The following is a 24045-nucleotide window of genomic DNA, read 5'->3' on the forward strand; positions in this document are numbered from 1 at the left end:
CAGTATACTACGGAGTTGCCTGAGAGTCAATAGGTGTTGCCTGATTTTATTGCTTGACGGCTCCCGAGGTAATTCCGGCGATGAACTGCTTCTGGAAGAAGAGAAACGCGAGGACGAGCGGGAGGGTGGTGAGCAGCCCGCCGGCCATCAGCATGCCGTAGGGCTGGGTGTTTTCGCCGTTGAGCAGATAGATGACGAGCGGCAGGGTGTACATCGCCTTGGTGCGCAGCACGATGAACGCCCACATCAGATTATTCCAGGAGCCGATCAACTGCATGATACCCAGCGCGGCCAGCGCGGGGCGCGCGACGGGGACGACGATGCGCCAGTAGATGCCGAACTCGCTGCACCCGTCGATCCGCGCGGCGTTGATCAAATCGTCCGGCACGTTGGCGATCATATACTGGCGCATCCAGAAGATGCCGAACGCCCCCACGATCCCCGGAATGATCAGCGCCGCATAGGAGTCGATCCAGTGCAGCCGCACCAGGATCATATATGAGGGAATTAGCGTGACGGCGCCGGGAATAAGCATCGTCCCGAGGACAAAGTTATACAGGCGGTCGCGCCCGGGGGCGAGCGGGTACTTGGCGAAGGCGTAGCCCGCGAGCGAGCAGAGAAACACGGAGAAGAAGACGTTCGCGCCGGAGACGATCACCGAGTTTACGAAGGCGCGCGGCAGATTCGTCTTGTGGAAAAGATCCACGAAGTTTTGCAGCGTCCCCGGCTGCGGGATCCATTGCGGCGGCATCGCGAACATCTGGCCCTGCGTCTTGAAGGCGGAGATGACGAGCCAGTAGAACGGGAAGATGAAGATCAGCGCGAAGATCGTCAGGACCGCGTAGATCGCGCCGCGCTCCAGGTTTTGCCGCCATTTGCGCGTCGAGACGGCGGCTTTTGGCTGTGTTCGCGCCGGAGCCGTCGCGCTCTGCTGTGTTTGTGTCGGGGTCATCGCAGTCCGGCCTCCACATTTTTTCGATTCATGCGGTTCATCAGCATCGTCGCGAGGACGACGATCAGCGCCACGGAGTAGGCGACGCACGACGCGTATCCCAGCCGGAAGTCATCGAACGAGATCTGGAACAGATACATGCCGAAGTTCGTGGATGACGAACCCGGTCCGCCGTTGGTCATGACAAAGATCTCATCGAACATATACAGCGTCCCGAGCAGCGAGAGCAGACCGCAGAACGCCAGCGTCGGCTTGAGCAGGGGCAGGGTGATGTGAATCATCTGCTGGATCTTGCTCGCGCCGTCCAGCTCCGCCGCCTCGTAATAATCGCCGGGGATCCCTTGCAGGCCCGCCAGCATCAGGACCATGTTATATCCGGTCCAGCGCCAGACGACTAGAATGGCGATGGCGGCTTTGGACCAGCCTTCGCTTTCCAGCCAGGGGATCGGGGTCAGATGCAAAAACGGAAACAGATGCTGGAGCGCGTAGTTCAGCACCCCATGCTCCGAGCTGAAGATCAGCTGGAAGACAAAGGCGATCACCGCCATCGGCGTCACGCACGGGATGAAGAACGCGGCCCGGTAAAGCGATTTGAACTTCAGCCACGGCGCGTTGAGCAATTGCGCGAAGACGAACGCCAGGATCATCATCGGCGGCACATAGAGCAGGCCAATGACGACCGTGTTGCTGAGCGCCGTCCAGAGCTGATCGTCATGCGCCATCTTCTGGAAGTTCGACAGTCCCGCCCAGTGGATCTGCGTCAGGCCATCCCATTTGACGAAGCTCAAATACAGCGAAAAGAGCAATGGGTAAAGCCCGAAGACGGCGAAGATCAAGAAGAAGGGGGCAATAAAGAGATAAAAGTGACGATGCCGCCAAAGACTGAGGGACGGCTTCGGTGTTTCGGTGGTCATGGTGTTTTTCCAGAAGCGACGGCGACAGGGGCGATCGGGCGGTCAAGCGCGCGGCTCATGCGCTGGGCGAGCGGTCCCAGAATGTCTTGATCGGGCGCGCCATTGGAGTACCACTGGCTGAGCGCCTGCGTGATATAGCGGTTCGCCTGGCCGTAGTCGCCGGTCCGGTTCAGCGGGTTCATTTTGTCCACATCGGTGGCGAAGAGGCGTCCGACCGGCTGGCCGCCGAAGAACTTGTCCGGCTCATCCATCGCTTTGTCTTGCAGCGCCGGCAGCAGTCCCGGATAGATTCCCTTTTCGTACATGCCGAGCTGCCCCTCGGTCGTGCAGAGCGCGTATTCGATATAGGCCCAGGCCGCCGCCTTGTTTTTGCACTGCTTGGGGATCGCCAGCACGGACCCGCCCATGCTCGACACATATGGGCCGCCCGGCGTGATGGACGGCAGGCGGAACACGCCCCACTGCGCTTTCGGCCCCGGGTAGCTCTCGACCATCCCCTTCATCGTCGCCTCCAGCCAGACGGCGTTCACATAAGTCGCCAGCGAGTCGCTGTTGAAGCCGGCGAGATACTCGGGGCCAAAGGGCTGAATATTCGCGCTGATCCCGGAATGGACGATTTTGCTAATGACCTCCAGCGCCTGCCGGGACTGCGGGGTGTCCACCGCGATCCGTCCCCGATCGTCGAACATCTGCCCGCCGCTCTGCTGGATCAGCATCTCGTACATATTCGAGAGCGCCGTCGATCCCATCGAGAGCATCTTCGTGCGCCCGCCCGATTTCTTAAGAATCACCTGCCCGGCGGCAATATAATCGTCCCAGGTGTGGATCGTCGACGGGTCCACCCCATACTTCGCGAAGAGATCTTTCTTATAGTAAACGGCGCACGGTCCGATGTCCCAGGGAATGGCGTACACGCGCCCATTCATCACGCAATCGTTCCAAACAGACTTCGGAAAAAGCGCCTGATACTTTTGCGCCACCTGCGTCAGATCCTCAAACTGCTCCGTCGCAATATAATGCGGCGCATCGTAGCGCTGGAGCTGCGTCACATCCGGCGCCCCGACACCCGCCGACAGCGAAAGCATCAGCCGCGTCACCATCCGCGCGCCCGTCACGATCTTGACATGCACATGCGGATCGCGCTTCTGAAACCCGGGATTGATCGCCTCCAAGCTATCCGAAGCCGGACTCCAGCTCCAAACGACAACATCGCCCCGCACCCGATTTGCCGGCAGCGCGGCCAGCGGCGCGCTCACCGCCGGAGGAATGCTCGTAAAAGAATGAATGGCTCCAACGACCGCCGCGCCGCCAAGCGCGACCGCCGCCAGCCAGGTCAAAGATTTTTGAAGTGAATACATGGTTTTGAGAATGCTAGTTCGCTCTAGCACTCTGCATTTCCTTCATGCCGACCAAATTTAGTGCTCTTACAAGAATGATAGATTGCAAGTAGCGCCTCAAGTATTAGTTAAGTGACCCGGGTCAATAGATCGCACTCCTAATTATAAGTGAAACGCGCACGCCTGTCAAGGCATACCTTAGTCTGCTGAAAATGGAGATGGGGGTCTTTGTACGGAGCAATGAAACACCCGCGCAAGCAATCGCGTGCGCAGGCGTTTCATTTGTGGTGAGGACGCATTTGAGTAGGGTTTTGTTTGGCAATTTTCCCCGAGTGGCATGCCACCCGATAACACGATGCTGGCGATACGAAATACAGAAAACCTACTCCAATGAGCACTGAAGTCCGTAGCGCTAATCCATCTTTTTCGGTTTGCCGACTTTGATCAGGACGGCGCTGTGGGCGGGGACGCTGACTGTGTAGCCGTGGGTGAGGGCGCCGATGTCTTTGCGCCGCCAGAGGTCGCGGATGGGCTGTTTGCCGGTGAGGCCGAGCTGCGCCCAGGTGACGGTGATATCGGCGGCCAGGGAGCCGGTGTTGACGAGGCCGACGGCCTGGGTTCCGTCCCACAAGGGACGCGCCCAGATCTGCGCGCCGTTGTTATTGGCGATGCGACCGGCGGGTTTGCCGAGGGGATCCTGGTTGACGTCGAGCACTTCGTCGTTGGTGAGCAGCGCTTTGGTGAACGGGTCGAGTTGGGTCAGGTCGCAGCCGATCAGGAGCGGGGAGGAGAGCAGGCTCCAGACCGTGATGTGCAGGATCTGCTCGTTGGGCTTGAGCTTGGTCGGGTGGGTCTGCGCGCTCCAGCCGAGCCGACCGACGACCAGCATGTCCGTGTCGTTCCAGTGGCCGGGGCCGGCGTATTTCTCATGGCCGGATTCGCCGCTGAACGTGCCGTACATGATGCGCCATGTGTCGTTGATGTCGCCGGTGGTGCGCCAACTGTTGGCGTGGACGCTCGCGCCCCAGGTCCAGACATCGCCCATGCCGTACTGGCAGAGGCTGTAGAAGATATCGCGGTTTGTCTTGTAAAGCGCGTCGCCCATGATGCGATAGGGCGCGATATACTTTTCCTGGCCGTCTCCGGTCGCGATATCCCCGTAGGAGCACCAGTCGTACTTGAGATAGTCGACGCCCCACGCGGCGTAGGTGTTCGCGTCCTGCTGTTCGTGCTGGTAGCTGCCGGTATAGTGTCCGCAAGTCTGCGGGCCGGGCGAGGAGTAAACGCCGAGTTTCAAGCCTTTGGCGTGGACATAATCGGCCATGCCCTTCATATCCGGAAACTTCTCGTTGGAGAGGATATTCCCGGCGGCGTCGCGGCCCGCCTCCCAGGAATCGTCGATGTTGATGTACTGGAAGCCGTGCGCGGCGAGGCCGCTGCTCACCATCTCGTCCGCCGCCGCCTTGACTTTATCGGCGTCCACGGAGGTCGCCCAGACGTTCCAGGAGTTCCAGCCCATCGGCGGCGTCAGGCCCAGCGGGTGATCGCCGCCGACGATCGTCAGCGACCGGCTCGATTTCCCCTTCGCTCCGTGGACCGTGAGACGAACTTTGGTCGTTCCGGCGGCTTTGAGCGAGCCGGAGATAATGCCGGTCGCGCTGTCCAATGTCAGGCCGGCGGGGAGGTTCTTTGCGTCAAATGTGAGCGGTCCGTCACCAGTGGCGGGGATGCGAAACAGAAATGGGTTGCCGGGAGTGGCGCCGACGATGCGCGGGCCGTGGATCGCGGGAAGAGGCGACTCTTCCATGGAGATCGGCGGCGGGGCGTCATTGCCGACGGTGTCCGCGAGGAGGACGGGTTTATGCGCCGCGCCGGGTTTCAGCGTCAGCAGCGCGCCGGCCCAGTCGGCGTGGTCGAACGTGATGCCGTCGCCGCCATCCCCCACGATCAGCGTCAGCTTTTGCGCGCCGGTCAGCGCGCAGGTTAAGTGGATCGGCGCACCGCCGCCGCGCATCACCTCGGTTTGCGCGACCAGCTTGCCATCCGCCAGCACGCGGAACTGCGCGGAGCCCTCCTTCGCGGTTTCGTCGTCTACCCCGACCATTGCCTCAAACTGGACGCCTTCGCCATGCAGATCGATGACGATCTGGCTTCCGGCGTGCGTGCCGACGCCGTGGGCGTAAGAAATGCCGCCGAGCTTGATCGGGTTGCCGTCGACGGATTTTCCGGCGTGCGCGGCGCCGTAATCCTGCCAGACATTGCTGAGGTCCAGCGAATCGAGCCACAGCGCGTCCGGAGGAGCGGCCTGCGCCATCAGCGCCGCATTGTCCTGGGCGTAACCGGGGAGAGCGAGCGCGGAGGCGGCGAGAGCGATCCCCGCTCGGAAACAGTTACCGTAAACGTTTTTCATAGTCCCGAAGGATACGCGTACCGATAGGAAGGTTCCTCTCTGGGGAAGACGAATGTCAGTATTGTGGCGCCAATCCGCGCATTTCGGACACGTGGATTAGTGCGCCGCGCCCACCCAGATCAGCCGTCCATACTCTTCCGTCAGCCAGCGGCGGTCCGCTGGGACTCCTTTCAGCGCGCGGTTCACGGCCTGTTCGAACTCCATTTCATCCATATCGCCCGCGCCGCCCGCGTAATCTGCGCTCACCGCCTGCGCGCCCGCATAAAGGATCACTTCAAACTCGATCGCGCCCGAAGCCGCGTCGCGCCACGCGCGCCCGACAAACGCGCCGAGAGGCCCGCCGTCCGAGATCTGCTCCTGAAACGCATAGCGCCATCCTTCGGGATGGTTGGCCGGCGTTGCGAAGAAGTGCAGCTCCTCCACATTCGTTTCCGGGTCGGCGCCCACGCGTACGTATGCGCCGTCCCCTAGCAGCCTCGGGTCCTTGCGCACCCGCGTCAAAATCCGTCGCCACTCTTCGTCCGGCAGTTTCCACTGCGATGTTTCTTGTTCCACAACGCCATTGTACCTGCTATCCCGTCGACAAAAAACGAAGTCGAACAAATGTTTGGCATCGCTCGCGCCGGGTTAAAATCTCAGTATCAAGATTGGCCGGGTTTGGAGGAATGGATAATGGCGACAACACAACGAAACAATACTGCTCTGGACGAGCTGCGCAAGAGCGACGTGATGGCGCATCTGCTGGATTCGCTGGACGCGGGCAAGGACATCGGCCACTACGGCCGTCTGGTCTTCGCGATGGTGGCGTGGCGTTTCCTGCCGGAAGACGACGTCGTGCGCCTCTTGCAGCAAGACAACGACTTCAACGAAGCCGACGCCCGCGCGCTTTATCTCCAGGTAAAGAGCCACGACTACAGCCCACCCAAGCGTGAAAAGCTGCTGGACTACCAGGCGAAGCAAGACTTCCCCATCATCCCTAACCCGGACGATCCCGACTCCGGCAACCTCTATCGCGACCTGCAATTCCCAGACCAAGTCTACGAGCACATCAGCGAGTACTATGAGGAAAAAGCCGGCGCATAACTCTCACGACGGCGGCCGCGCAAGCGTCCGCCGTCACCACGTCTTCGCCCAATCCGGCGCGGCGATCGGCTCAAATTTCGAATCATTGAAGTCCGCGAGTTCAATCGCTGCATCAATGCTATTCTTTTCTGGCTCACACGCAAATACCTTGCCGTCACGCGTCAACACCAAACGCTCGCGCTGGTCGATATCCGCCCAGTCCGCGCGTTCGAGGAGATGGATTTGCGAACCCATGCTGATGCTGTAAATGAGGTTGCCCGCCGACTGTTTTCTTTTCAAATTGTATGTCGCGGAAGAATGCTGCTTTTCGTGGCTTCCATCCCGCGCATTTAAAATCCATCCATCGCGTTCCAGCGTCCGGGATCGGAGCGATGCATGCGGTTTGTTTTCGATCACGACGAACCGCCAATCATTTGGGAATCGGCCTTTGCCTGGCTTAAAGATAGGAGCAACTGGAAGCGGCAAAGATTCGCGTGAAAGAGTGTTATTCGCGAGAAAATAGCCTGGCGTCCCCGACTTCCATCCGTTCCAAACCGCCAGCGCCGTGAAATAAGGCGGTTTGCACACCACGCCGTAATAATATCCAATCTTGGCGTCTTGCCGATATTTGCCATCGTGCTTGGTGGCAAGATAGATAAATTTCGTTCCGTCCGGCGAGAGATCGCTCCAATTCTCATAGACGCGTCCCTTGAACCATTGCCCCTGCTCAAACGTATCGTCCTGGGTATTCCATTTGATGAGCTGGACTTGTTTGGAGGGGCCTCGCCTCAAAAGCACCCCGATGGGCGCTTCGGAGGCGAGGAACCCATGCAGACGGCATGGGGGCGGCGCGGTGCGGTTAATCTTGTCCATGGAGAGAGTCTAGCACGGCGGCGCAAAAAAAGCCGGGCGCATGCGCGTCCGGCTAAGGAGATTGTTCAGATCTGGTTTTATAATCGGAATAAAACCTGGTAATCTTTAGAGGGATTTTCGGTGAAGTTTCAGCGGGGCGAGCGAACTGGAATATTCAGTCAAAGGAGACAGATTCATGGACGAATTGAACGAACAGATCCGCGAGCTGATCGCGATTGCGCGGCAATGGGATAAAGATGAAGCGTTTGCGTATTGGGCGGATCAATGGCTCTCGGGAGACGATCAAAGCGCGGGATCGGCGCAGCGGATGAATACAATGCTGCGTGAGCGCATCGATCCCGCTGCCGTGTACACGACGGGGTCTTCCGATTTCTTCGCCAACGCCGCCGTCGCCGCGACCGACGCCGTGATGCTCCTGCATACGGATTTGCCTCTGGAGGATAAGCATTCGACAATCGAGGCCCTTCTGAACAACACCCGGCTGTCGATTGACGATTACCAAAAAACGCTCGACTGCTGATCTGCTGCACGGAATACAACGCCATCATCATGGATCTTGCCGTGGTTCGAGCGTGTTCTTTGCTCTTGCGGACAAAGGTTTTGATGAGACCTGATACGAAAGGGCAAGACAGATGAATATCTCGAAGACTCAAAGGTTCGGATTTACGCTGATTGAACTGCTTGTCGTAATTGCAATCATCTCGATCATCGCCGCGATTCTCTTTCCCGTATTCGCCAAGGCGCGGGAAAAGGCGCGCCAGACCGCGTGTACGAGTAACCTCAAGCAATTGGGGATCGCCACGATGCAGTATGCGCAGGACAACGACGAAGCGCTCATCCCCGGATGCTATGAGGGGCCTCAGGCATGGGGCGGCCGGATTTACCCCTATGTCAAAAGCACGGGCGCGTATGGCTGCCTCGATGACTCGACGGCGCATGTCGCGGGCGCGCCGGCGGTTTCCTATGGAATGAACCAGGATCTGGTGACGGGAGCGTCGTTTTCCAAGGCGGTGACGCTGGCGGGGCTCAATGCGCCGTCGAGCACGGTGCTGCTGTTCGAGGTAAGCGGAACCCCGGTCGATGTGACTAACGATCGGGAGTCGACCGTGGATCTTCACTTCGGCGGTCCGCCCAGCGGTTATATCTCGGCCTGTGGAGACGGTTATCAGGAGCTCCATTCGCGCTGGGGCGGTCCGGATACGACGACCACTCCGCCCACCGATGTTCATCTCGCCACCGGAAATTCACTCGGCGGGCGCGTGGGATACGGCGGTCCGGGGCGCCATACCGAAGGAGCTGTCTGGCTCGCCGCCGACGGGCACGCCAAATGGCTGCGGCCGTCGCAGATCTCGACGGGACCGACGGCCAAAAGCGCGGCGGACGCGCAGGATCAGGCGGGATCGGAAGCCGCCGGGACGTCCAATCTGACGTTCTCCGGCGGCGCGCACGCGAGCCTGACGTTCAGCCCTATATAGAAGGAATTCCTGGCCTGTTCAGGATAATTGGATCTAAATTTTCGGTCCATTCAGAGCGCCCGGCGATTAAAATTGCGGCTAGTACCGTGTTAAGTTGATTTCTAGCACTTTGTGCAAGCGCCTGGCGAATGAATTCGCGGCTAAAAGTACGGTCACCCGCCTGCGCGGGTTCAGAAGTCCGCGAAGGCGGACGGCCGTTTTTGTAGGCGCGAATTCATTCGCCGGCTTCTGACGAGCAAACGCTATAAATCAACTTAACACGATACTAGAAGTGCACGATGTGCCCCTCCGGGCACTCCAGAAACTTGGCGATTGCGTTTCTTTTCTGGAGTCGGCGGAGGCCGACATCGTGTACTTCTAGCCGCGATTTTAATCGCCAGGCTTGATCGCTGACGCGAATGTGAAATATCGATGCGATTGCCCGGTGGGCTCGGTCGCAAGCGGTTGACAGCCCCATCCCCGTGTGCTAAACTACTTCGGATTCGAACCCCTGTTTTTGAACTGGAGCGCCATTCGCTTGACTGTACCCGCCACCCCTGTTTCCTCCTCCGCGCGCGCCGCCGTGACGGTGCGTGAATTGAACCTGCCCACGGATCGGGATCTGTGGAACACCTTCGTCGGCTTCGTTCCGGAAGGCGATGTTTTGCAGGCCTGGGAGTGGGGCGGAGTGAAGAGCGCGGACTGGAGCCCGATCCGCTATGGCGTCTTTCGCGGCGGGGAAATCGCCGGCGGCGCGGCGATCCTCTGCCGCAAGCTCCCCGTGGTCGGCAACTTCTTCTACGCTCCGCGCGGCCCGCTGCTGAAGGATTGGACCGACACCGAAGCGCTCAAAGCGCTGCTCGCGGCGATCAAGGAGCGTGGGAAGAAGGAAGGCGCGGCGTTCCTCAAGATCGATCCCGCCGTCCCGATCGAGCGCGAGGATGTGGCGGCGCTGCTGGCGGCGCAGGGCTTCGCCCCGCCGCCGGACGCCGATCCGCAGGGCTTTGGCGGCACCCAGCCGCGCTGCGTGATGCAGCTGGACCTCGCGGGGCGCACGCTGGAGCAGATCCTGGCCGCCTGTAAGTCTCAGACACGCCGCAATATCAAGCTTTCGACCGAAAAACACGGCGTACGATTGGTTGAGAACCCGACGCGCGACGATCTCAAGATCTTCAACGATCTGATGAAGACGACGGGCGAGCGCGACGGCTTTCGCCCGCGCGGCCTGGGATACTTCGAGACCCTGTGGGACAACCTGGTCTCAGCGGGCCTCGCCAAGCTCTTTCTCACCGAATACGAAGGCGAGAAGCTTTCGGGCGCCTTGTGCTTTATCATCGGCGATAAATCCTGGTACGTCTACGGCGCATCGTCCAACGAGCACCGCAACGTGATGCCCAACTACGCCATGCAGTGGGCGATGATCCGCTGGGCCAAAGACCAGGGCTGTACGTGGTACGACTTCCGAGGCGTCAGTCCCCGCCGACGCCAGGAAGGCGAATCGTCGGCGGAATTGGAAAAGGAAGATCACCTGCAAGGTCTCAATCGATTCAAAGAGGGCTTCGGCACACGCTATGTCGAGTACCTCGGCGAATTCGATCTGGTGTATAAGCCGATCGCCTACTGGGCTTATACAAACGGCAAGCCGACCGCACAGCGCTGGGTGCGGAAGCTGAAGGGCGGCGGGAAATAATCCGCCGCGATGACGGCTGAAAAAAACTGGTAATTCTGCCGATAATCAACGTGAGGTGTTCAAGGAAGAGCCACTCCATGCAACGGACTTGTATTCCCGTGGAAGGAGAACGCGCAATGCCTCGATTTCGTGCGACGATTGTCGCTGCTATTTTATTTTTGCCAATTATCCCCTCGGCCGCACGCGCCGAAAAGGACCTGGCCCGCCCGCCCGGGACCACGCGCTATCAGCCGATGGTCGCCGAGCTCAAATCGCTGCTGGCGTACGACCATGCGCAGGGCGCGGGGCGGATGGGGCTGAGTTCGCTGGGGACATCCGTACAGGGGCGCTCGCTTTGGATGGTGACGCTGCGGGACCCTTCGGTGGATCTGTCGCAGACGAAGAAGGTCTTTTATCTCTGCCGCCAGCATGGGCACGAACCCGCAAGCACCGAGGCGGCGCTGAGCTTTGCGGCGAAGCTGGTGAAGGCGGGGCCGGACGACCCATTGGCGGAGACGCTGAAGCATGTCACGGTGTATCTTGTGCCGATGGCGAACCCCGACGGATCGGAGAAGTTTCTGCGGCATAACGCGCGCGATGTCGATCTCAACCGGGACTGGCTGAAGCGCACGCAGCCGGAGACGCGGGCGATTTACAAAGCCGTCTACCGCCTGCATCCCGACCTGATGACCGACCAGCACGAGCTGTATCCGAGCGACTCGCGCGGCGATTTTACCGAGACGGTGGGGCCGCTTGGACGCGCTGCTCCGCGTATCGCCGATTTCTGCCTGGAGACACAGCAGATCGTGCAGCTTTCGATGGCGTCGGAAGGATTTCAGACGCGCAGCTGCGTAATCGACGATGGGCATCCGGCGCGCCTCGCGCACCGGTATGAGAACGTCAAAGGCGGTGTGCCGACGATCTTGTTCGAGACGAATCGCTCCGAAGGGAGCGGACGCAGCGTCACGGCCCGCGCCGAGGCGCACGAGCATTTTATGACGGTCATTCTCCGGGATCTGGCCGGTGAGCGCGATCAGCTGCTTTCGGAAGCGGAGGCGCGCGGCTTCACCATTCCGGCGGCGCTGGGCGCGCCCGCTCCGGCGGCGAGCGTGACGCCGGCGGCTCCTCCGGCCGCCGATTTGGGAGACGAGAGCGAGAAAGAGGGGCCGTGACGGACGACGAATTATCGCTCCCAAGCGACGAGTTAACGCCAACGAGCTGGGTTGCGGTGAGCCGGGGCGCGCTGACGCATAACGCGCAGGCGTTATTGAAACTGCTGGAGACGGCGGAGCCGGCGCCGCGATTGATCGCGGTCGTGAAAGCGAACGCCTACGGGCACGGCGCTCCCCAAACGGCGCGCGTGCTGAGCGAGGCGGGAATCGACTTCTTCGCGGTCACCACCCCCGAAGAAGCGCTGGAACTGCGCCTTGCGGGAATTGCCGCCGAGATCCTCGCCTTCGCCCCGCCGATCCCCGATCAGGTGAAGACGCTCGTCGCGCAGGGGATCGTTTTGACGGTTTGTGACCTGGATGGTTTGGCGGCGATCTCCAAAGCCGCCGCGTCGGCCGGGAAATCCGCGAAGGTCCATTTGAAGGTCGATACGGGGATGGGGCGGCTGGGCGTGCTGCCGGCAAACGCCGTCAAGCTGGCGCGCGCGATCGCGGACGATCCGAACGTGACCCTCGGCGGCGTTTACACACACTTTGGACGGGCGCTGGAGAAAGATGAAGCGCCGACGCGCAAGCAGCTCGCCGTCTTCCTGTCCGTGCTCCAGGATTTGAAAGGGGCGGGGATCGATTCGGGCTTGCGACACTGCGCCAACTCGGCGGGCGTTTTACTGGGACCGGATTACTGGATGGACGCCGTGCGGCCCGGGACTCTTCTCTATGGGCAGTACCCGGCGGCGTCGCTCCCGAAGCGCCTGGAGCTTCGGGATTCGTGGAAGCTGAAAACGCGCATCGTCTCCGTGCGCGATGTCCCCGCTGGAACCCCCGTGGGGTACGGCGGCGAATTCGTGACGGCGCGCGCGACGCGTCTTGCGGTGCTGCCGATCGGTTACGCGGATGGCTTCACCGTCGTTCCCGGGAGTGTGACGTCCGGCGCGCGCGGCCTCAAAGCGCTGCTGCGCGGCCTGATGAAGCGCGGAGCCCAGAATACCGTGACGATCTGTGGCAAGCGCGTTCCCGTAGTCGGGCGCGTCGCGATGCAGATCTGTTCGGTCGATGTGACCGATCTGGGGGAAGTCGCGGTGGGCGACGAAGTGACGGTTCCTGCTCGCCGCGTGACGAGCAGCGCGCGGCTGCCGCGCCGTTTTGAAGACGGATGAGCGCAAATTTTTAGAGCGATGAACGTCAAAAAGTGCTGGAAATTGGGAGCCCTGCTGCTAGCGGCGGGGACGGCGCAGCTTCCGTCGGCCGCGGCTCCCAAAGACCCCGTCACTGCGCCGATGACAAAGCCTATCGCCTCGCGGGTGACATCGTATGTGCGGATGACATCGGAGCTGCGCGCGGACGCCGCCGCCAGCCCGCTGCTGACGCTTGCGTCCATCGGCAAATCCACACACGGCAAAACGCTCTGGCTGATGCGCGCCGGCGAACCGGCCGTCGCCTCGGAGAAGACCGTTCGGGTGCTGTTCCTCTGCCGCCAGCATGGCGACGAGCCCGCCAGCACCGAAGCTGTCCTCGGTCTTTTAAGCCGCCTTGCGCATGGCAAAGAACCCGAGCTGCGCGCGCAGCTTCGTCAGACGACGTTTTATTTTGTCCCGATGGTCAATCCGGATGGCGCCGACGCCAACACGCGCCGCAACGGGGTAGGGGCGGACCTGAACCGCGACTGGGGCGCGTTCGCGCAGCCGGAGACGCGCGCCGTCCACGACGTCGCTCAGAAGCTCAGCCCGCATGTGGTGATCGACGCGCATAACTGGGACGGCGACGATCCCTACAACGCCAACTGCATTGAGGCGGACCGCGACCGCGAAAGCGAGATCGCCGGCGCCGCGCGCGAAACCCAGTCCGCCGCCGCGATGGCGCTTTCACGCCTCGGATTTCAAATCAACGCGACCGCGTACGGGCCGCAGGCCGATCCGCGTCTTGCCCATCGCTACTTCACATCCCAGAATTTGGTGTCGCTGCTCGTCGAAACGCACTCGGGCGATCCGGGCGATGTGAGCGACTTCGTGCGCCGCCAGGGTGTCTATGTCGGACTGATCCATGCGCTGGGGGATAATCTGTCGGCGAGCGGGACGCTGGCGCGGCTCGACGGGCTGGAGAATAGAGACGATTCGCGCGAAGCCCAGGCGGGCGTTGCCGACCGAAAAATCTTCGCGGTGAGCAAGACGGCGGCGGCTCCTGTCGCCGGCCGGCCGGCGCGGCGGGCGCCACGCTGGCTTCCCGTGGTTCTGGCCTTCGCCGTCGCGCTGTGGGCGCTGTTCCAGGGACGAGCCGTGCTGGATTCGGAGCCGCCCGCGCCTCGGTACCGGTTCTGCCGCAAGTCCTGGCTGCGGAATGTCCCCGGCAGCCGCGTCGCCGCCGTGGCGGGCATTCGGCCGGCGGCGGCGCGCGGCGCCCTCCGTTCGGCGTATACCGTGAACGCCTCGAACGCCTTGCCCGCGCGCCGGGAGCTTACGCCGGATCTTTCGGAGCGGCGACGTGATAGTTCGACGCCACGGACACGAGGGTTTGCTCGGGCCAGCGCAGCGCCGTCAGACGACCTCCATGCGCGGCTCCTGTGTCTACGTTGACAGTGTTGTAACGGATCTCGGCGCGCTCCTGCGGCGTGTGCCCGTAGACGATAAACGCCGATCCCCGGTAGTCCGCCGCCCAGTCGCGGCGGATCGTCTTACCTTCCGGACTCTTGCCAATCGCATCTCCATAAAGAATAAAGCGCTGGACCTCCGGATCATCCTCATGGCCGATCATCTTTTCCTCGATCCCCGCATGCGCGACGATCAACTGTCCCCCGTCGAGAATCCGATATAAAGGCGCGTCGGCGAGCAGAGCCCGGATGTCGTCCTTAAACTGAGCGCTGTCCGTCTGACTTTCAATCTGTCGGATCGTCTCGTCCAGCCCCGTCCGGCCCGGCTCCATCGCCTCGCCTCGCAGCCACTTCGCGAGAATGACATCATGATTTCCCATCACCATCTGGGCTTGCTTACGCCGCCATCGGTCGATCGCAAAGCGCAGCACACCCGCCGTATCGGGGCCTCGGTTGATCAGATCTCCCACGAATACCAGCGTGCGTCCTTCAGGATGCTCGCCGACGGCGTTATAGCCCAGAGCGGCCGTCAATCGCGTCAATGCGTCCAAACAGCCGTGGACATCGCCGATGATATCGTACTTTTCCAGGGAACTTCTCCTTTATTTTTGTCGCCTATCCAGAAGTATGGAAGAATGTGGGTAGTTCGTAATTATACCAGGATAACGCCGCCGGCAAAAAGATTCTGTCCGGTAAGCCGGCGACGGAGAAGAAGGATGGCGGAGATGAAAAAGAAAATCGCGCTGGCCGCGCTGTCGGCGGTCGTGGCGCTGGCGGGAGCGCAGGGCTGCGCGGACGCAGGGAAACTGAGCACGTCATATATTGACCCGGACCAGATCACAAAGGTGCCGTTCGGATCGCATTCGCACTGGGCGCAGCCGTGGCGCGCCTACTCCGCGACGCTGCCGGCTTCCGTGTTTTTGAATGGAGTCGGCGTCAATTTCAATGTGATCCATGAAGATCCGCAGCTGATCGCCAAAATGCTGGCGACGCACGGCGTGCGCAGCGCTCGTCTCGAAATTGGGTGGGGATCGCTGAGTTACGATGACGAAACCAAGCTGGTTCCCGCACAGGAGAAGCGACTCACGGTGCTGCTGACGGCGCTCAAAGATAACGGCATCCGACCGCTGATTCTTCTGAACGCGCACCAGGGCGGGCCATGCCCCAATATTATCGTGAATCGCGTTGTCGCCGCCGACGCTCATACCGGCGATACGACGGTGCGTCTGAAGGATACCAGTGGTCTCAAGGTTGGATACAGCGGCCTGAGTTATCTGGTCGGCTATATTCTCGCGGACCAGATCATCACGAAGATCGATGGCGATACGGTGACGCTGGCTAAGCCGCTGCCAAAGGATTTGACCGCCGGGGCCACGGTGCAGGTGGGGACGCTAAAGTATCGCCCCTTTTCCAAGCCCGGAACGGACGATTACGATGCGACAATCGCGGGCTGGCAAAAATATGTCGGCGTGGTCGCCCAATATGTCGCCGGCGTTCTGGGCACAACAGGGTCCAAGGACAAAGGCTTCGATATGGAGATCTGGAACGAGCTGACGTTTGGTAACCAGTTTCTCACGATCAACAACTACTATCCGGGCAAATATCAGGACTATAATCCGCAATCGATCTACACGAACCTGGTGAAAGCGACAGCGGATTACGTCGATGATCACGCTTCCCAATTCAGCGGCGTGGAGTTCGGCGACGGATTCGCGAACACCATCCCCTGGCCCGCCGCTTCGGATGAACCGTCGCGTATTTGGGCGATCGACAAGCACCCTTATCCATCGCGCAAGACCTACCCCAAGGATAACGCGAAGGGCTTCACCCTGAACGCCAAGTATGAACAGGACTCCTACGCCCCTTCCTACACCGCGCTGTTCCCAGAGTACAACGGGACGTTTATTCAAACGGAGAGCGCGATCCGTGATATGGCCCCGATCAAGAACATGGTCGGGAGGAGCGCGCACGGCGCGTTAAGCCGTCAGGTGAACGGGAAGACGAAGCCGATGTCGGTGTGGCTCACCGAGGGAAACACGGCGCCCGGCGTGGACAGCCCCAGCACTCCGGTCGATCAGATCCTGCGGATCAAAGCGAAATCGGCGCTTCGCTTCTACACGTTCTTTTTGAATAAGGGGGCGACCAAGGTCGATCTCTACGCCGCGATGTCCGCGAATCGAACGCTTGGCGATCGAGAAGTGGGACTGATCCAGACGAACTTTGTCGATTATGCCTTGAAGAAGGACGCGACGTATCCTGACGACGATTCTTCTTATACGTCGCCAACGCTGGCGTCGCTTGGCCGGCTGACGGCTAAGATGAAGAGTGGGCTCGACCCGAATTTGACCGCACAGTCGATCTCGCTGACGGATATTTCCGATACGCACGATCACACCCAGTTTACCGGCGATGGAACTCCGGAGCATCCCAATCTCTACGACCGGGATGTCTTTGCGTTCCTGCCGTTTCAGGTGAATAGCCATCGGTTTGTGATCCCGTACTATGTGATGACGCGCGACATTCTCAAACCGCTCGATCCCGAGAAGTTCACGCTGACCCTGGACGGCTTTTCCGGCAAGAAAGCCGCGATCACTGTGTACGATCCGATTAACGATAAGACCGTGCCTGTTTCGGTGGACAGCTCCAGCGGCCAGGGCGCCAAGGTCACGGTGACCGCCGCCGACTATCCTTACTTGCTGATCATCGACGATCCGACGCTGAAGTAAGCGAAGCCGTCTTTAGCGCCGGACTTCGCGCGCCCTTAACCGTAAACGGGCGCTCGAAGATCCAATAAAACACAAATGCCGCCGCCACGACGATGGGAAGCTCCAAGATTCCCACGACCGTGGCGGCGGTTTCTGTTCCGGATATGGGGGCGAAGTGGTGGATCACCGCCAGGACCGGCGCGTGGATCAAATAAATGCTGTAGGAGAAGGAGCCGAGTCCCGCCAGCCATGTTCTAGAAAGTATCCGCCGGCAGCGCTCGCCGCCGGGTACGGCGCAGGCAATCAAAACGGCGACGGTCATCAGGGAGATGGGAAGGTCGACAATATCTCGGATCGTCTCATATCGTTCCGCGCCAAGCGCGGTGAGCGATACGCCCATCGCCACGGCGATGAGTCCGGCGAAGATCGGCCACCGAGTTTGATTTCGGATCGAGCGTGAGAGTGTCTCCTGGGAATATGCAATGAACGCGCCCGCCGCACCGATCGCGAAATCCCCGTAATAGTGCATCGACGGCGACTTGAGCGGCGACCAGTGTTCTGCGGCGAGAGAAAGCAGCAGAGCTCCCGCCGCCATTTTGATTGGCCCCCACCGCAGCGCCGCCCACGCCAGAACGGGGAAGATCAGATAGATGTGCCACTCGACGGCGACCGACCAGAGCGGCGCCGATATCGCATAGGGGAACGGCCCAAAATCGTGCGTCAGGAACAGGTGCTCCGCGAAGGAGCGCGGGAAATCCCGCGCCGGCGGCGCCTGTGCGGCCAGCGGCGCGGCGGCGATGCACAGCGCGAACGCCGCGTAATAAGGCGGCAGGATGCGTCGCCCTCGCCGGATGAAAAAGGCGATTATCCCGCCTTTCTGGTCGCCGGAGCGTGCGACGGGCAGCATCAAGCAAAAACCGGAGAGTACGATGAATACCGTCACCGCCGCATGCGCGTACGAAAATATCGCCAGGCGCTGCTCCGAAAGCCCATGCGCGCACATGACGTAAATGGCGGCGATGGCGCGAAGGCCGTCGAGATGGTCCAATCGGTTTTCTGGCGCGTGATCTGCGGCATTTCTCTCCATAATTTCATTCTATGGCGAATTGAAGATTTTCTTTAGCGAAACGTTTCTATCGGCGTCTCGGAAATTGCGAATCTCACTTGTATTTTCCCGCGCCGCGCGTTAGAATAGACCGGCGGCTCCACGCCGCGACGGCTTTTATTCCAACGATCGAAGGATATCCCTGCATGACGAGCGACATCTTCTTCCCACGTATTCTCCATGGCGGCGACTATAACCCGGAACAGTGGCCCGAAGAGGTCTGGAGCGAGGATGTCCGCTTGATGCGGCTTGCGCATGTGAATGTCGCGACGCTGCCGGTCTTTGGCTGGGTCAGCTTGCAGCCCGAGGAAGACACGTACACGTTCGAATGGCTGGACCGCGTGATCGAAAAGCTCACGGCCGGCGGCGTCGGCCTGTGCCTGGCGACTGCGACGGCTTCCGTGCCGGCCTGGATGGACCAGAAGTATCCCGACATTCTGCGCGTGGATGTCCACGGCGTCCAGCAGCGCCATGGCAATCGCCACACCTTTTGCCCTAACTCCCCGAACTTCCGGCGGCTTTCCACGAACCTCGCGCGGCGCATGGCGGAGCGTTACGGCAGTCATCCTGGCCTGCTCGTCTGGCACGTGAGCAACGAGTACGGCAATACCTGCTACTGCGATCAATGCGCGGCGGCCTTCCGTCTCTGGCTTCAGGATCGCTACGGCAGCCTGGAAGAGACGAACCGGCGCTGGAACACGACATTCTGGGGCCATACCTATACCGATTGGTCTCAGATCGAGCCGCCGACCACGAACGGCGAGCGCTCGATGCAGTCGCTGCTCATCGATTACGATCGCTTCCAATCGGAGAGCCTGCTCAATTGCTACAAGGCGGAGCGCGATGTCTTGAAAGCGATCACGCCGCACATTCCCGTCACCACGAATCTGATGGGGCCGTGCAAGCCAACGGACTATCACAAATGGGCGAAGGAGATGGACCTGATCTCCTGGGATTCGTATCCGCAGCGCGGCGCCACACCCGCCGACATCGCGTTCAATCATAGCCTGATGCGCGGCTGTAAAGAGGGACTGCCCTGGATGCTGATGGAGCAAACGCCGTCGCAGCAGAACTGGCAGCCGTATAACGCCCTGAAGCGCCCTGGCGTGATGCGTCTCTGGTCGTATCAGGCGATGGCGCACGGGGCGAACGCCGTGATGTACTTCCAGTGGCGGCGTTCGCGGGGCGCGTGCGAGAAGTACCACGGCGCCGTCGTGGAGCATGCGGGCCGCTCCGACGCGCGCGTTTTTCAGGAGGTCGCGACTCTGGGCGCGGAGCTGGAAGCTCTGGGAGCGAACACGCTCGGCGCACGGGTGCAGTCCGCCGCCGCCGTGCTGTTCGATTGGGATAATTGGTGGGCGGTCGAGTACTCCAGCGGTCCGAGCGTCGATTTGAAATACATCGCGCAGACGCAAAGTTATTACGCCGCGCTGCACGACCTGGGCATTGTCGCCGACATCGTCTCGCCCGAAGCCGATCTTTCCCAATACAAACTCATCGTCGCCCCCGTGCTGTATATGGTGAAGCCGGGCGTCGCCGAGCGCCTGGAGGCATATGTCCAGGCGGGCGGCGTCCTTGTCACGACTTACTTCAGCGGCATTGTCGACGAGACCGATCTCGTGACGCTGGGCGGCTATCCGGGACCGCTGCGCAAGCTGCTAGGCATTTGGGCGGAGGAGATCGATGTGCTCTCCCCCCAGGAAAGCAACACGATCCGGTTCGAAGCAGACAGCTCGATTTCGGATTGCGGCATGCTCTGCGATCTGATCCACAGCGAAGGCGCGACAGTTCTCGCTCGGTACGAGCGCGATTTCTACGCCGGGATGCCCGCTGTCACCGTGAACGAGTTCGGCTCTGGAAAAGCCTACTATCTGGCGACGGCGCTTGCCGCCTCCGGTTTGCGCGCGTTCCTTCAGACGGTGCTGGGCGAAGCGCAAATCCAGCTCCCGCTCGGCGCCCGTCCACCGTCGGGCGTCGAAGTCACCGAACTGAGCCTGCCGTCGGGCGAAGCTTTCGTTTATGTCCTGAACCACAACAACGCCGGAGTTTCCGTGGCGCTGCCGGCGGGAACGTTCCAGGAGCTGATTACCGGCGAAGAGACGCAAGGCGTTCTAGAGCTGACGCCGTACGGCGTGGCGATTTTACAGGAGATTTAGGCGTGTTTTGGGATGAACTCATAGAGTAGGCTTTTGCCTACCGGGCAATGAATTACCCGGCTGTGGGCGCTTCGCGCCGACCGTCCGTGCCGGATGGAAGAGCTAGAAAACGTGATCGACAGCTCTCTTCCGTCCGGCACGGACGGTCGGTTGCGGAGCAACCCCCAGCCACGTACTTCAGTGCGTGGTCTCCATGCGCTCGCCATCATTCCCCTCGCGGCCGAAGCACCAGCAGCGTGACGCTCTGGGCGGGAACGGTCAATTGGACTCTGCCCGGATTGGCCGGGATGCTGGCGAGGCGCTCAATCGATGGCGCAGCGGCGCTCAGGCGCCACACCTGCGCGCCGCCGCCCGCCACGCTTCATGTGATTATTCTTCGCTGAGCCAGAGGATCGCGGTGACGCCGCGCGGGTAGTATCGGCTTCCCAGCGCGCGTCCCGAAACCATCTGATCGCTCCAGGCCCAGTAGCTGAGTTCGGGATCCAGAAGCCATTCGACATGCGCGGCGTCGGCGTTCGCCGTCACCATCGCGTGATCGATCCCAAGCACGGCCCGCGCGACGTGCTGCGCCAAATAGATCTTGCTCAGCCAGGAGTTATTGCTGGTCGAGGAAAGCTTCCAGCCTCCATCTGGGAACAAGCAAACGCCGGGTTTGAGGACGTTCTGGAAATGTGTCTTCAGAGCGCCGAGGAGATTTCCGAAGCGTCCTTCTGGATCGAGGGCGTCGCGGTCGCCATGGAAGTGGGGAAACACAAGTCCTTCGATGGCGGAGAGGATGCGGGCCGTGTTGCCTTCGCCGATCACTGCCGGGATGCAGCAGCCTTCCAGGGATTGCGCGATCGTGCGCGCGCAAAGATCGGCCTGCCGTCCCGATGTCCGCGCGAGGTCCGCGCGGCCCTGCGCCGCGAACAAGCGCTCCAGAGCGACATACGACGCCCATGTCTTGACGCCCATGTAGACGTTATTGCGCGCCTGCCCGAGCGACTTGTCCAGGCTGTCATAGGTCGTGATCTCGGCGCCGTGATCCGTGCGGCTGCTGTCGAGGCCCATCAGTCCATTGCGCTGCTCCGGATCCGGGTGATCGCGGTTCAGCAGGCTTTGCAGGCACTCTTCAAAGATGGAAAGACGGCGCGCAAGCCACGGCTGATCGTCGGTATATGCGACATAGGTCGTGGCGCAGCAGAGCCAGTTGACGAGCTGCTCGTGCGTCATATGCGAAAAGCAGCCGTCGAGCCCCGTCTTCTCGTAGCACGAGTGGCCGGGACGGGAGAAGACATTCGCCACCCCCATATCGTGCGTGAAGCTAAGTCCGCCGGGATACAGGGCCGTGTCGCCCGGGAAATGGACTTCGTCCCGGTAGCTGTAGGTCTCGATGAACTGATCCAGAACGTTGCGCACGGCCCAGGGATTCATCTTCAATTCGAAGAAGAGATGGTCGACGGTCAGATCGAACGTGTTGATCATTCGATACTCGCCCTCATTGACCACCCAGAGCGCCTCGCCGTCGCGATCCAGCATCTCGGTGCTGGCGCAGTACCCTCGAATGGCGTGCGCCAGCATAAAACGCTGATCTTCGGAAAGCCGGCTGTGGGCGAGGAGATCGTCCGACGCCTTCGACGCGGCCAGGATCTCCGGCGCGGCGCCAAGCGCATACGCGGCGACATCCTCAATCCGGTCAAACAGACGCGTGTAATAGTACGAGCAGTCGATGCCCGATGTGACGATCCCCCCGCGATAGAAACAGACAGCGAACTCGAATGTCCGCCGCTCGCCGGCGGGGACATCCATCAACAGCGCCCCCGCGACGCCCAGGCCGAAATCGAGATTCTCCGAGCGTTCTTCGAGAATGTCCGTGAGACGAAACCCCAGTCCGCACCGCACGTCCGCGTCTTGTGTGGCGATCGCGAGATGTCGTCCCTGGCCGACGCCGCGAACGCCGTCCGCTTTTCCGTCCCCCAGCACGCGCATGGCGGAGTAGGGATCGTCGCCCTGAAACCCGAAAAAGGCGCGTCGGGAGTGAGCGCCGCGCGTGTTGTCCACCGTCAGCTCGCACAGGACCGCCGGGACGAGCGCGCGCCGCAGGTCTTCCCGCTCCGCCAATTCCGGATCGGGGATCGACCGCACGGGGGAATGAATCCGAAACGTCAGATCGCCCGCGCTCCAGGTGTCCGTTCCCAGCTGAAACTCTCTGCGGATCCCGCCGCGCTCAAACGAACGCAGCTGCGCCGCGCTTGCGAGCGGCGCGTGCAGCCCCGCCTCATAACGCTCACTCTCGCTTCGGGCGGACACTTCCTCGTAAAACGGGAGCAGTTCATAGCGCAGCGGCTCTTCACTCTCCAGTCCAATGTAGATATTCTGGTTCGCCGGCCGGCCAAGCTCCAGCCCCAGACCGCCCGACGCGCCCGGAAAGCCCAGCGTGAAGCTGGCGAAAGCGCCGATAGGCGCATGATGCGTATTGAAAAAGATATTTTGCATGGTGGCTCTAAGTGCGTTTTTGTTAACGTTATATCGCTGTTATTATATCAGCCCCTTCGCCATTTGGCAACCACCAAATATCACGCGCGGAAGGCCGCAGTGTTCTCTTTGCCTCGGTAATAATTTTTGTTGACACAACGGCGAGACCGTTGTATAATGACCTTGATATACCGTTAACGGTATATCAGCCAGTCATCATTTCCCTTGACGAAGGCCGCCTGGGAGCGTCCTCGTGCTTCAAATGGAGGAACGAATATGTTTCGCAAACACAACACCAAAACGAATTCAGGATTTACTCTCATCGAGCTTCTCGTTGTTATTGCCATCATTGCAATATTGGCAGCGATCCTTTTCCCGGTTTTTGCGCAGGCTCGCGAAAAAGCGCGCGCCATTGCGTGCCTGTCGAATATGAAGCAGCTTGGTCTGGGCGTAATGCAATACACGCAGGACAACGACGAAGGCCTGCCCAGCGGCACGAACGGATACGGCGGCGGCTCGGGGTGGGCCGGCCAGCTTTATACATATGTGAAGAGCAAAGGCGTCTTCCACTGCCCGAATGACTCGACCGCTCCCGGGACGGCGGGCAGTCAACCCGGCGCTCCATCCTCCTATGGCCTTAACTCGAACTTTTCTTATGGCACGGCCTACTCTGGCTGCGCCGGGCCTCACGGATTCTGGACGCTTCCTAAGCTCAACGCGCCAGCGAAAACGGTGATGATTTTTGAGGTCCAGGGCAGTCAGAACTACGATGTCTCCACGGAGGTCGATCCCAGCAATCCTAACAATACGCTCAATGGCTGCGGCGGTTCGCCCGCAGGCAATGGGACCGGTCAGCCCGGTTACAGCCTCTCGGCGCTGTCGGGGTATGGTTCGCCGACCTTCGCCACCGGTTACACGAATGGGATCAACGCCTCCAGCGTCACGGGCGGGCTTGCGACTTACAACAATCAGCCGGCGGGTCGGCATCAGGGCGGCGCCAACTATATGTTCGCGGACGGTCATGCGAAGTACTTGCTGCCGAGCAAAGTCTCGGCTGGCGTGAACAACTTCAATGGAGAAAACGCGAAGCAGGATTACAGCGATAACCATAATCCCTTGGCGGCGGGCACGAGCGGCGCCTTCGCGGACGGTTCGCAGCCGGCGGCGACTTACAGCTTGATCTGACGCCGAGCAATGCCGA

The 24045-nt window shown here is 60.8% G+C and carries 20 protein-coding genes; 10 read left to right on the plus strand and 10 right to left on the minus strand.

Going from position 1 to position 24045, the window contains the following annotated elements; all coding sequences use genetic code 11:
- Positions 1-46 precede the first annotated feature (46 nt).
- The 5 genes from D5261_RS12570 to D5261_RS12590 all read right to left on the minus strand — a co-directional run bounded on the left by D5261_RS12570 (position 47) and on the right by D5261_RS12590 (position 6168).
- Entirely contained in the window at positions 47-952 is a 906-nt protein-coding gene (locus D5261_RS12570) for a carbohydrate ABC transporter permease (RefSeq protein ID WP_119321370.1), read from the minus strand.
- Positions 949-1866, minus strand: a complete 918-nt coding sequence (locus D5261_RS12575; protein WP_119321371.1) for a carbohydrate ABC transporter permease — start codon at positions 1864-1866, stop codon at positions 949-951. Before D5261_RS12575 ends, D5261_RS12570 begins: the two co-directional genes overlap by 4 nt.
- Entirely contained in the window at positions 1863-3254 is a 1392-nt protein-coding gene (locus D5261_RS12580) for an ABC transporter substrate-binding protein (protein WP_125205958.1), read from the minus strand. Before D5261_RS12580 ends, D5261_RS12575 begins: the two co-directional genes overlap by 4 nt.
- Before the next feature lie 361 nt (positions 3255-3615).
- On the minus strand, positions 3616-5613 hold the full coding sequence (locus tag D5261_RS12585) for an NPCBM/NEW2 domain-containing protein (RefSeq protein WP_119321373.1): 1998 nt from the start codon (positions 5611-5613) through the stop codon (positions 3616-3618).
- A 96-nt stretch (positions 5614-5709) separates the two neighbouring features.
- A complete protein-coding gene (locus D5261_RS12590; RefSeq protein WP_125205959.1) occupies positions 5710-6168 on the minus strand; it encodes a hypothetical protein in 459 nt (152 codons plus the stop codon).
- Between the two features lie 117 nt (positions 6169-6285).
- On the opposite strand from D5261_RS12590, the gene D5261_RS12595 reads away from it, so the two are divergent.
- Positions 6286-6696 (plus strand): hypothetical protein, encoded by a 411-nt coding sequence (locus D5261_RS12595; RefSeq protein WP_119321375.1) that lies wholly within the window; start codon positions 6286-6288, stop codon positions 6694-6696.
- A gap of 33 nt (positions 6697-6729) precedes the next feature.
- On the opposite strand, the gene D5261_RS12600 is transcribed toward D5261_RS12595, so the two are convergent.
- Entirely contained in the window at positions 6730-7548 is an 819-nt protein-coding gene (locus tag D5261_RS12600; RefSeq protein ID WP_119321376.1) for a hypothetical protein, read from the minus strand.
- 175 nt (positions 7549-7723) lie between these two features.
- Between D5261_RS12600 and D5261_RS12605 the strand changes: the two genes are divergently transcribed.
- From D5261_RS12605 to D5261_RS12630, 6 genes are all read left to right on the plus strand, one after another.
- The gene (locus tag D5261_RS12605; protein ID WP_119321377.1) at positions 7724-8068 is read left to right on the plus strand and encodes a hypothetical protein; all 345 of its coding nucleotides are present in this window, start codon (positions 7724-7726) and stop codon (positions 8066-8068) included.
- A 112-nt stretch (positions 8069-8180) separates the two neighbouring features.
- Positions 8181-9023, plus strand: a complete 843-nt coding sequence (locus D5261_RS12610; RefSeq protein WP_165864182.1) for a DUF1559 family PulG-like putative transporter — start codon at positions 8181-8183, stop codon at positions 9021-9023.
- A 517-nt stretch (positions 9024-9540) separates the two neighbouring features.
- A complete protein-coding gene (locus D5261_RS12615) occupies positions 9541-10692 on the plus strand; it encodes a lipid II:glycine glycyltransferase FemX (RefSeq protein ID WP_165864183.1) in 1152 nt (383 codons plus the stop codon).
- Positions 10693-10808: 116 nt separating this feature from the next.
- Positions 10809-11843: a M14 family zinc carboxypeptidase gene (locus D5261_RS12620; RefSeq protein WP_165864184.1), complete on the plus strand. Its 1035-nt coding sequence runs from the start codon at positions 10809-10811 to the stop codon at positions 11841-11843.
- Positions 11840-12997: an alanine racemase gene (gene alr / locus D5261_RS12625; protein WP_119321380.1), complete on the plus strand. Its 1158-nt coding sequence runs from the start codon at positions 11840-11842 to the stop codon at positions 12995-12997. The genes D5261_RS12620 and alr overlap by 4 nt, the downstream gene beginning before the upstream one ends.
- A gap of 18 nt (positions 12998-13015) precedes the next feature.
- Positions 13016-14410, plus strand: coding sequence for a M14 family zinc carboxypeptidase (locus D5261_RS12630; RefSeq protein ID WP_119321381.1), 1395 nt, complete (start codon positions 13016-13018; stop codon positions 14408-14410).
- Here the strand turns inward: D5261_RS12630 and prpE are convergent.
- A complete protein-coding gene (prpE, locus tag D5261_RS12635) occupies positions 14292-15014 on the minus strand; it encodes a bis(5'-nucleosyl)-tetraphosphatase PrpE (RefSeq protein WP_119321382.1) in 723 nt (240 codons plus the stop codon). The two genes, D5261_RS12630 and prpE, sit on opposite strands and share 119 nt — an antisense overlap.
- A gap of 135 nt (positions 15015-15149) precedes the next feature.
- On the opposite strand from prpE, the gene D5261_RS12640 reads away from it, so the two are divergent.
- Positions 15150-17150: a hypothetical protein gene (locus D5261_RS12640; RefSeq protein ID WP_125205960.1), complete on the plus strand. Its 2001-nt coding sequence runs from the start codon at positions 15150-15152 to the stop codon at positions 17148-17150.
- Here the strand turns inward: D5261_RS12640 and D5261_RS12645 are convergent.
- Complete coding sequence (locus D5261_RS12645) at positions 17125-18177, minus strand: acyltransferase family protein (RefSeq protein WP_301002485.1); 1053 nt, start codon at positions 18175-18177, stop codon at positions 17125-17127. The genes D5261_RS12640 and D5261_RS12645 overlap by 26 nt on opposite strands.
- Positions 18178-18380: 203 nt before the next feature.
- Here D5261_RS12645 and D5261_RS12650 point away from each other — a divergent pair, with 203 nt between their 5' ends.
- Complete coding sequence (locus D5261_RS12650) at positions 18381-20390, plus strand: beta-galactosidase (protein ID WP_119321518.1); 2010 nt, start codon at positions 18381-18383, stop codon at positions 20388-20390.
- 205 nt (positions 20391-20595) lie between these two features.
- Here the strand turns inward: D5261_RS12650 and D5261_RS12655 are convergent, their stop codons facing one another.
- On the minus strand, positions 20596-20748 hold the full coding sequence (locus tag D5261_RS12655) for a hypothetical protein (protein WP_165864186.1): 153 nt from the start codon (positions 20746-20748) through the stop codon (positions 20596-20598).
- 11 nt (positions 20749-20759) lie between these two features.
- On the minus strand, positions 20760-22865 hold the full coding sequence (locus D5261_RS12660) for a glycoside hydrolase family 52 protein (protein ID WP_119321385.1): 2106 nt from the start codon (positions 22863-22865) through the stop codon (positions 20760-20762).
- Between the two features lie 255 nt (positions 22866-23120).
- On the opposite strand from D5261_RS12660, the gene D5261_RS12665 reads away from it, so the two are divergent.
- Complete coding sequence (locus D5261_RS12665; RefSeq protein WP_119321386.1) at positions 23121-24029, plus strand: DUF1559 family PulG-like putative transporter; 909 nt, start codon at positions 23121-23123, stop codon at positions 24027-24029.
- The last annotated feature ends 16 nt before the right edge of the window (positions 24030-24045 follow it).

Origin of the sequence: Capsulimonas corticalis (assembly GCF_003574315.2) — a bacterium.
Classification (GTDB): domain Bacteria; phylum Armatimonadota; class Armatimonadia; order Armatimonadales; family Capsulimonadaceae; genus Capsulimonas; species Capsulimonas corticalis.

What these genes read in the sequence shown, in the direction of transcription:
- D5261_RS12570 (WP_119321370.1), bottom strand. Translation starts at nt 952, where the DNA reads ATGACCCCGACACAAACACAGCAGAGCGCGACGGCTCCGGCGCGAACA.
- D5261_RS12575 (WP_119321371.1), bottom strand. Translation starts at nt 1,866, where the DNA reads ATGACCACCGAAACACCGAAGCCGTCCCTCAGTCTTTGGCGGCATCGT.
- D5261_RS12585 (WP_119321373.1), bottom strand. Translation starts at nt 5,613, where the DNA reads ATGAAAAACGTTTACGGTAACTGTTTCCGAGCGGGGATCGCTCTCGCC.
- D5261_RS12595 (WP_119321375.1), top strand. Translation starts at nt 6,286, where the DNA reads ATGGCGACAACACAACGAAACAATACTGCTCTGGACGAGCTGCGCAAG.
- D5261_RS12600 (WP_119321376.1), bottom strand. Translation starts at nt 7,548, where the DNA reads ATGGACAAGATTAACCGCACCGCGCCGCCCCCATGCCGTCTGCATGGG.
- D5261_RS12605 (WP_119321377.1), top strand. Translation starts at nt 7,724, where the DNA reads ATGGACGAATTGAACGAACAGATCCGCGAGCTGATCGCGATTGCGCGG.
- D5261_RS12610 (WP_165864182.1), top strand. Translation starts at nt 8,181, where the DNA reads ATGAATATCTCGAAGACTCAAAGGTTCGGATTTACGCTGATTGAACTG.
- D5261_RS12620 (WP_165864184.1), top strand. Translation starts at nt 10,809, where the DNA reads ATGCCTCGATTTCGTGCGACGATTGTCGCTGCTATTTTATTTTTGCCA.
- D5261_RS12630 (WP_119321381.1), top strand. Translation starts at nt 13,016, where the DNA reads ATGAACGTCAAAAAGTGCTGGAAATTGGGAGCCCTGCTGCTAGCGGCG.
- D5261_RS12640 (WP_125205960.1), top strand. Translation starts at nt 15,150, where the DNA reads ATGAAAAAGAAAATCGCGCTGGCCGCGCTGTCGGCGGTCGTGGCGCTG.
- D5261_RS12650 (WP_119321518.1), top strand. Translation starts at nt 18,381, where the DNA reads ATGACGAGCGACATCTTCTTCCCACGTATTCTCCATGGCGGCGACTAT.
- D5261_RS12660 (WP_119321385.1), bottom strand. Translation starts at nt 22,865, where the DNA reads ATGCAAAATATCTTTTTCAATACGCATCATGCGCCTATCGGCGCTTTC.
- D5261_RS12665 (WP_119321386.1), top strand. Translation starts at nt 23,121, where the DNA reads ATGTTTCGCAAACACAACACCAAAACGAATTCAGGATTTACTCTCATC.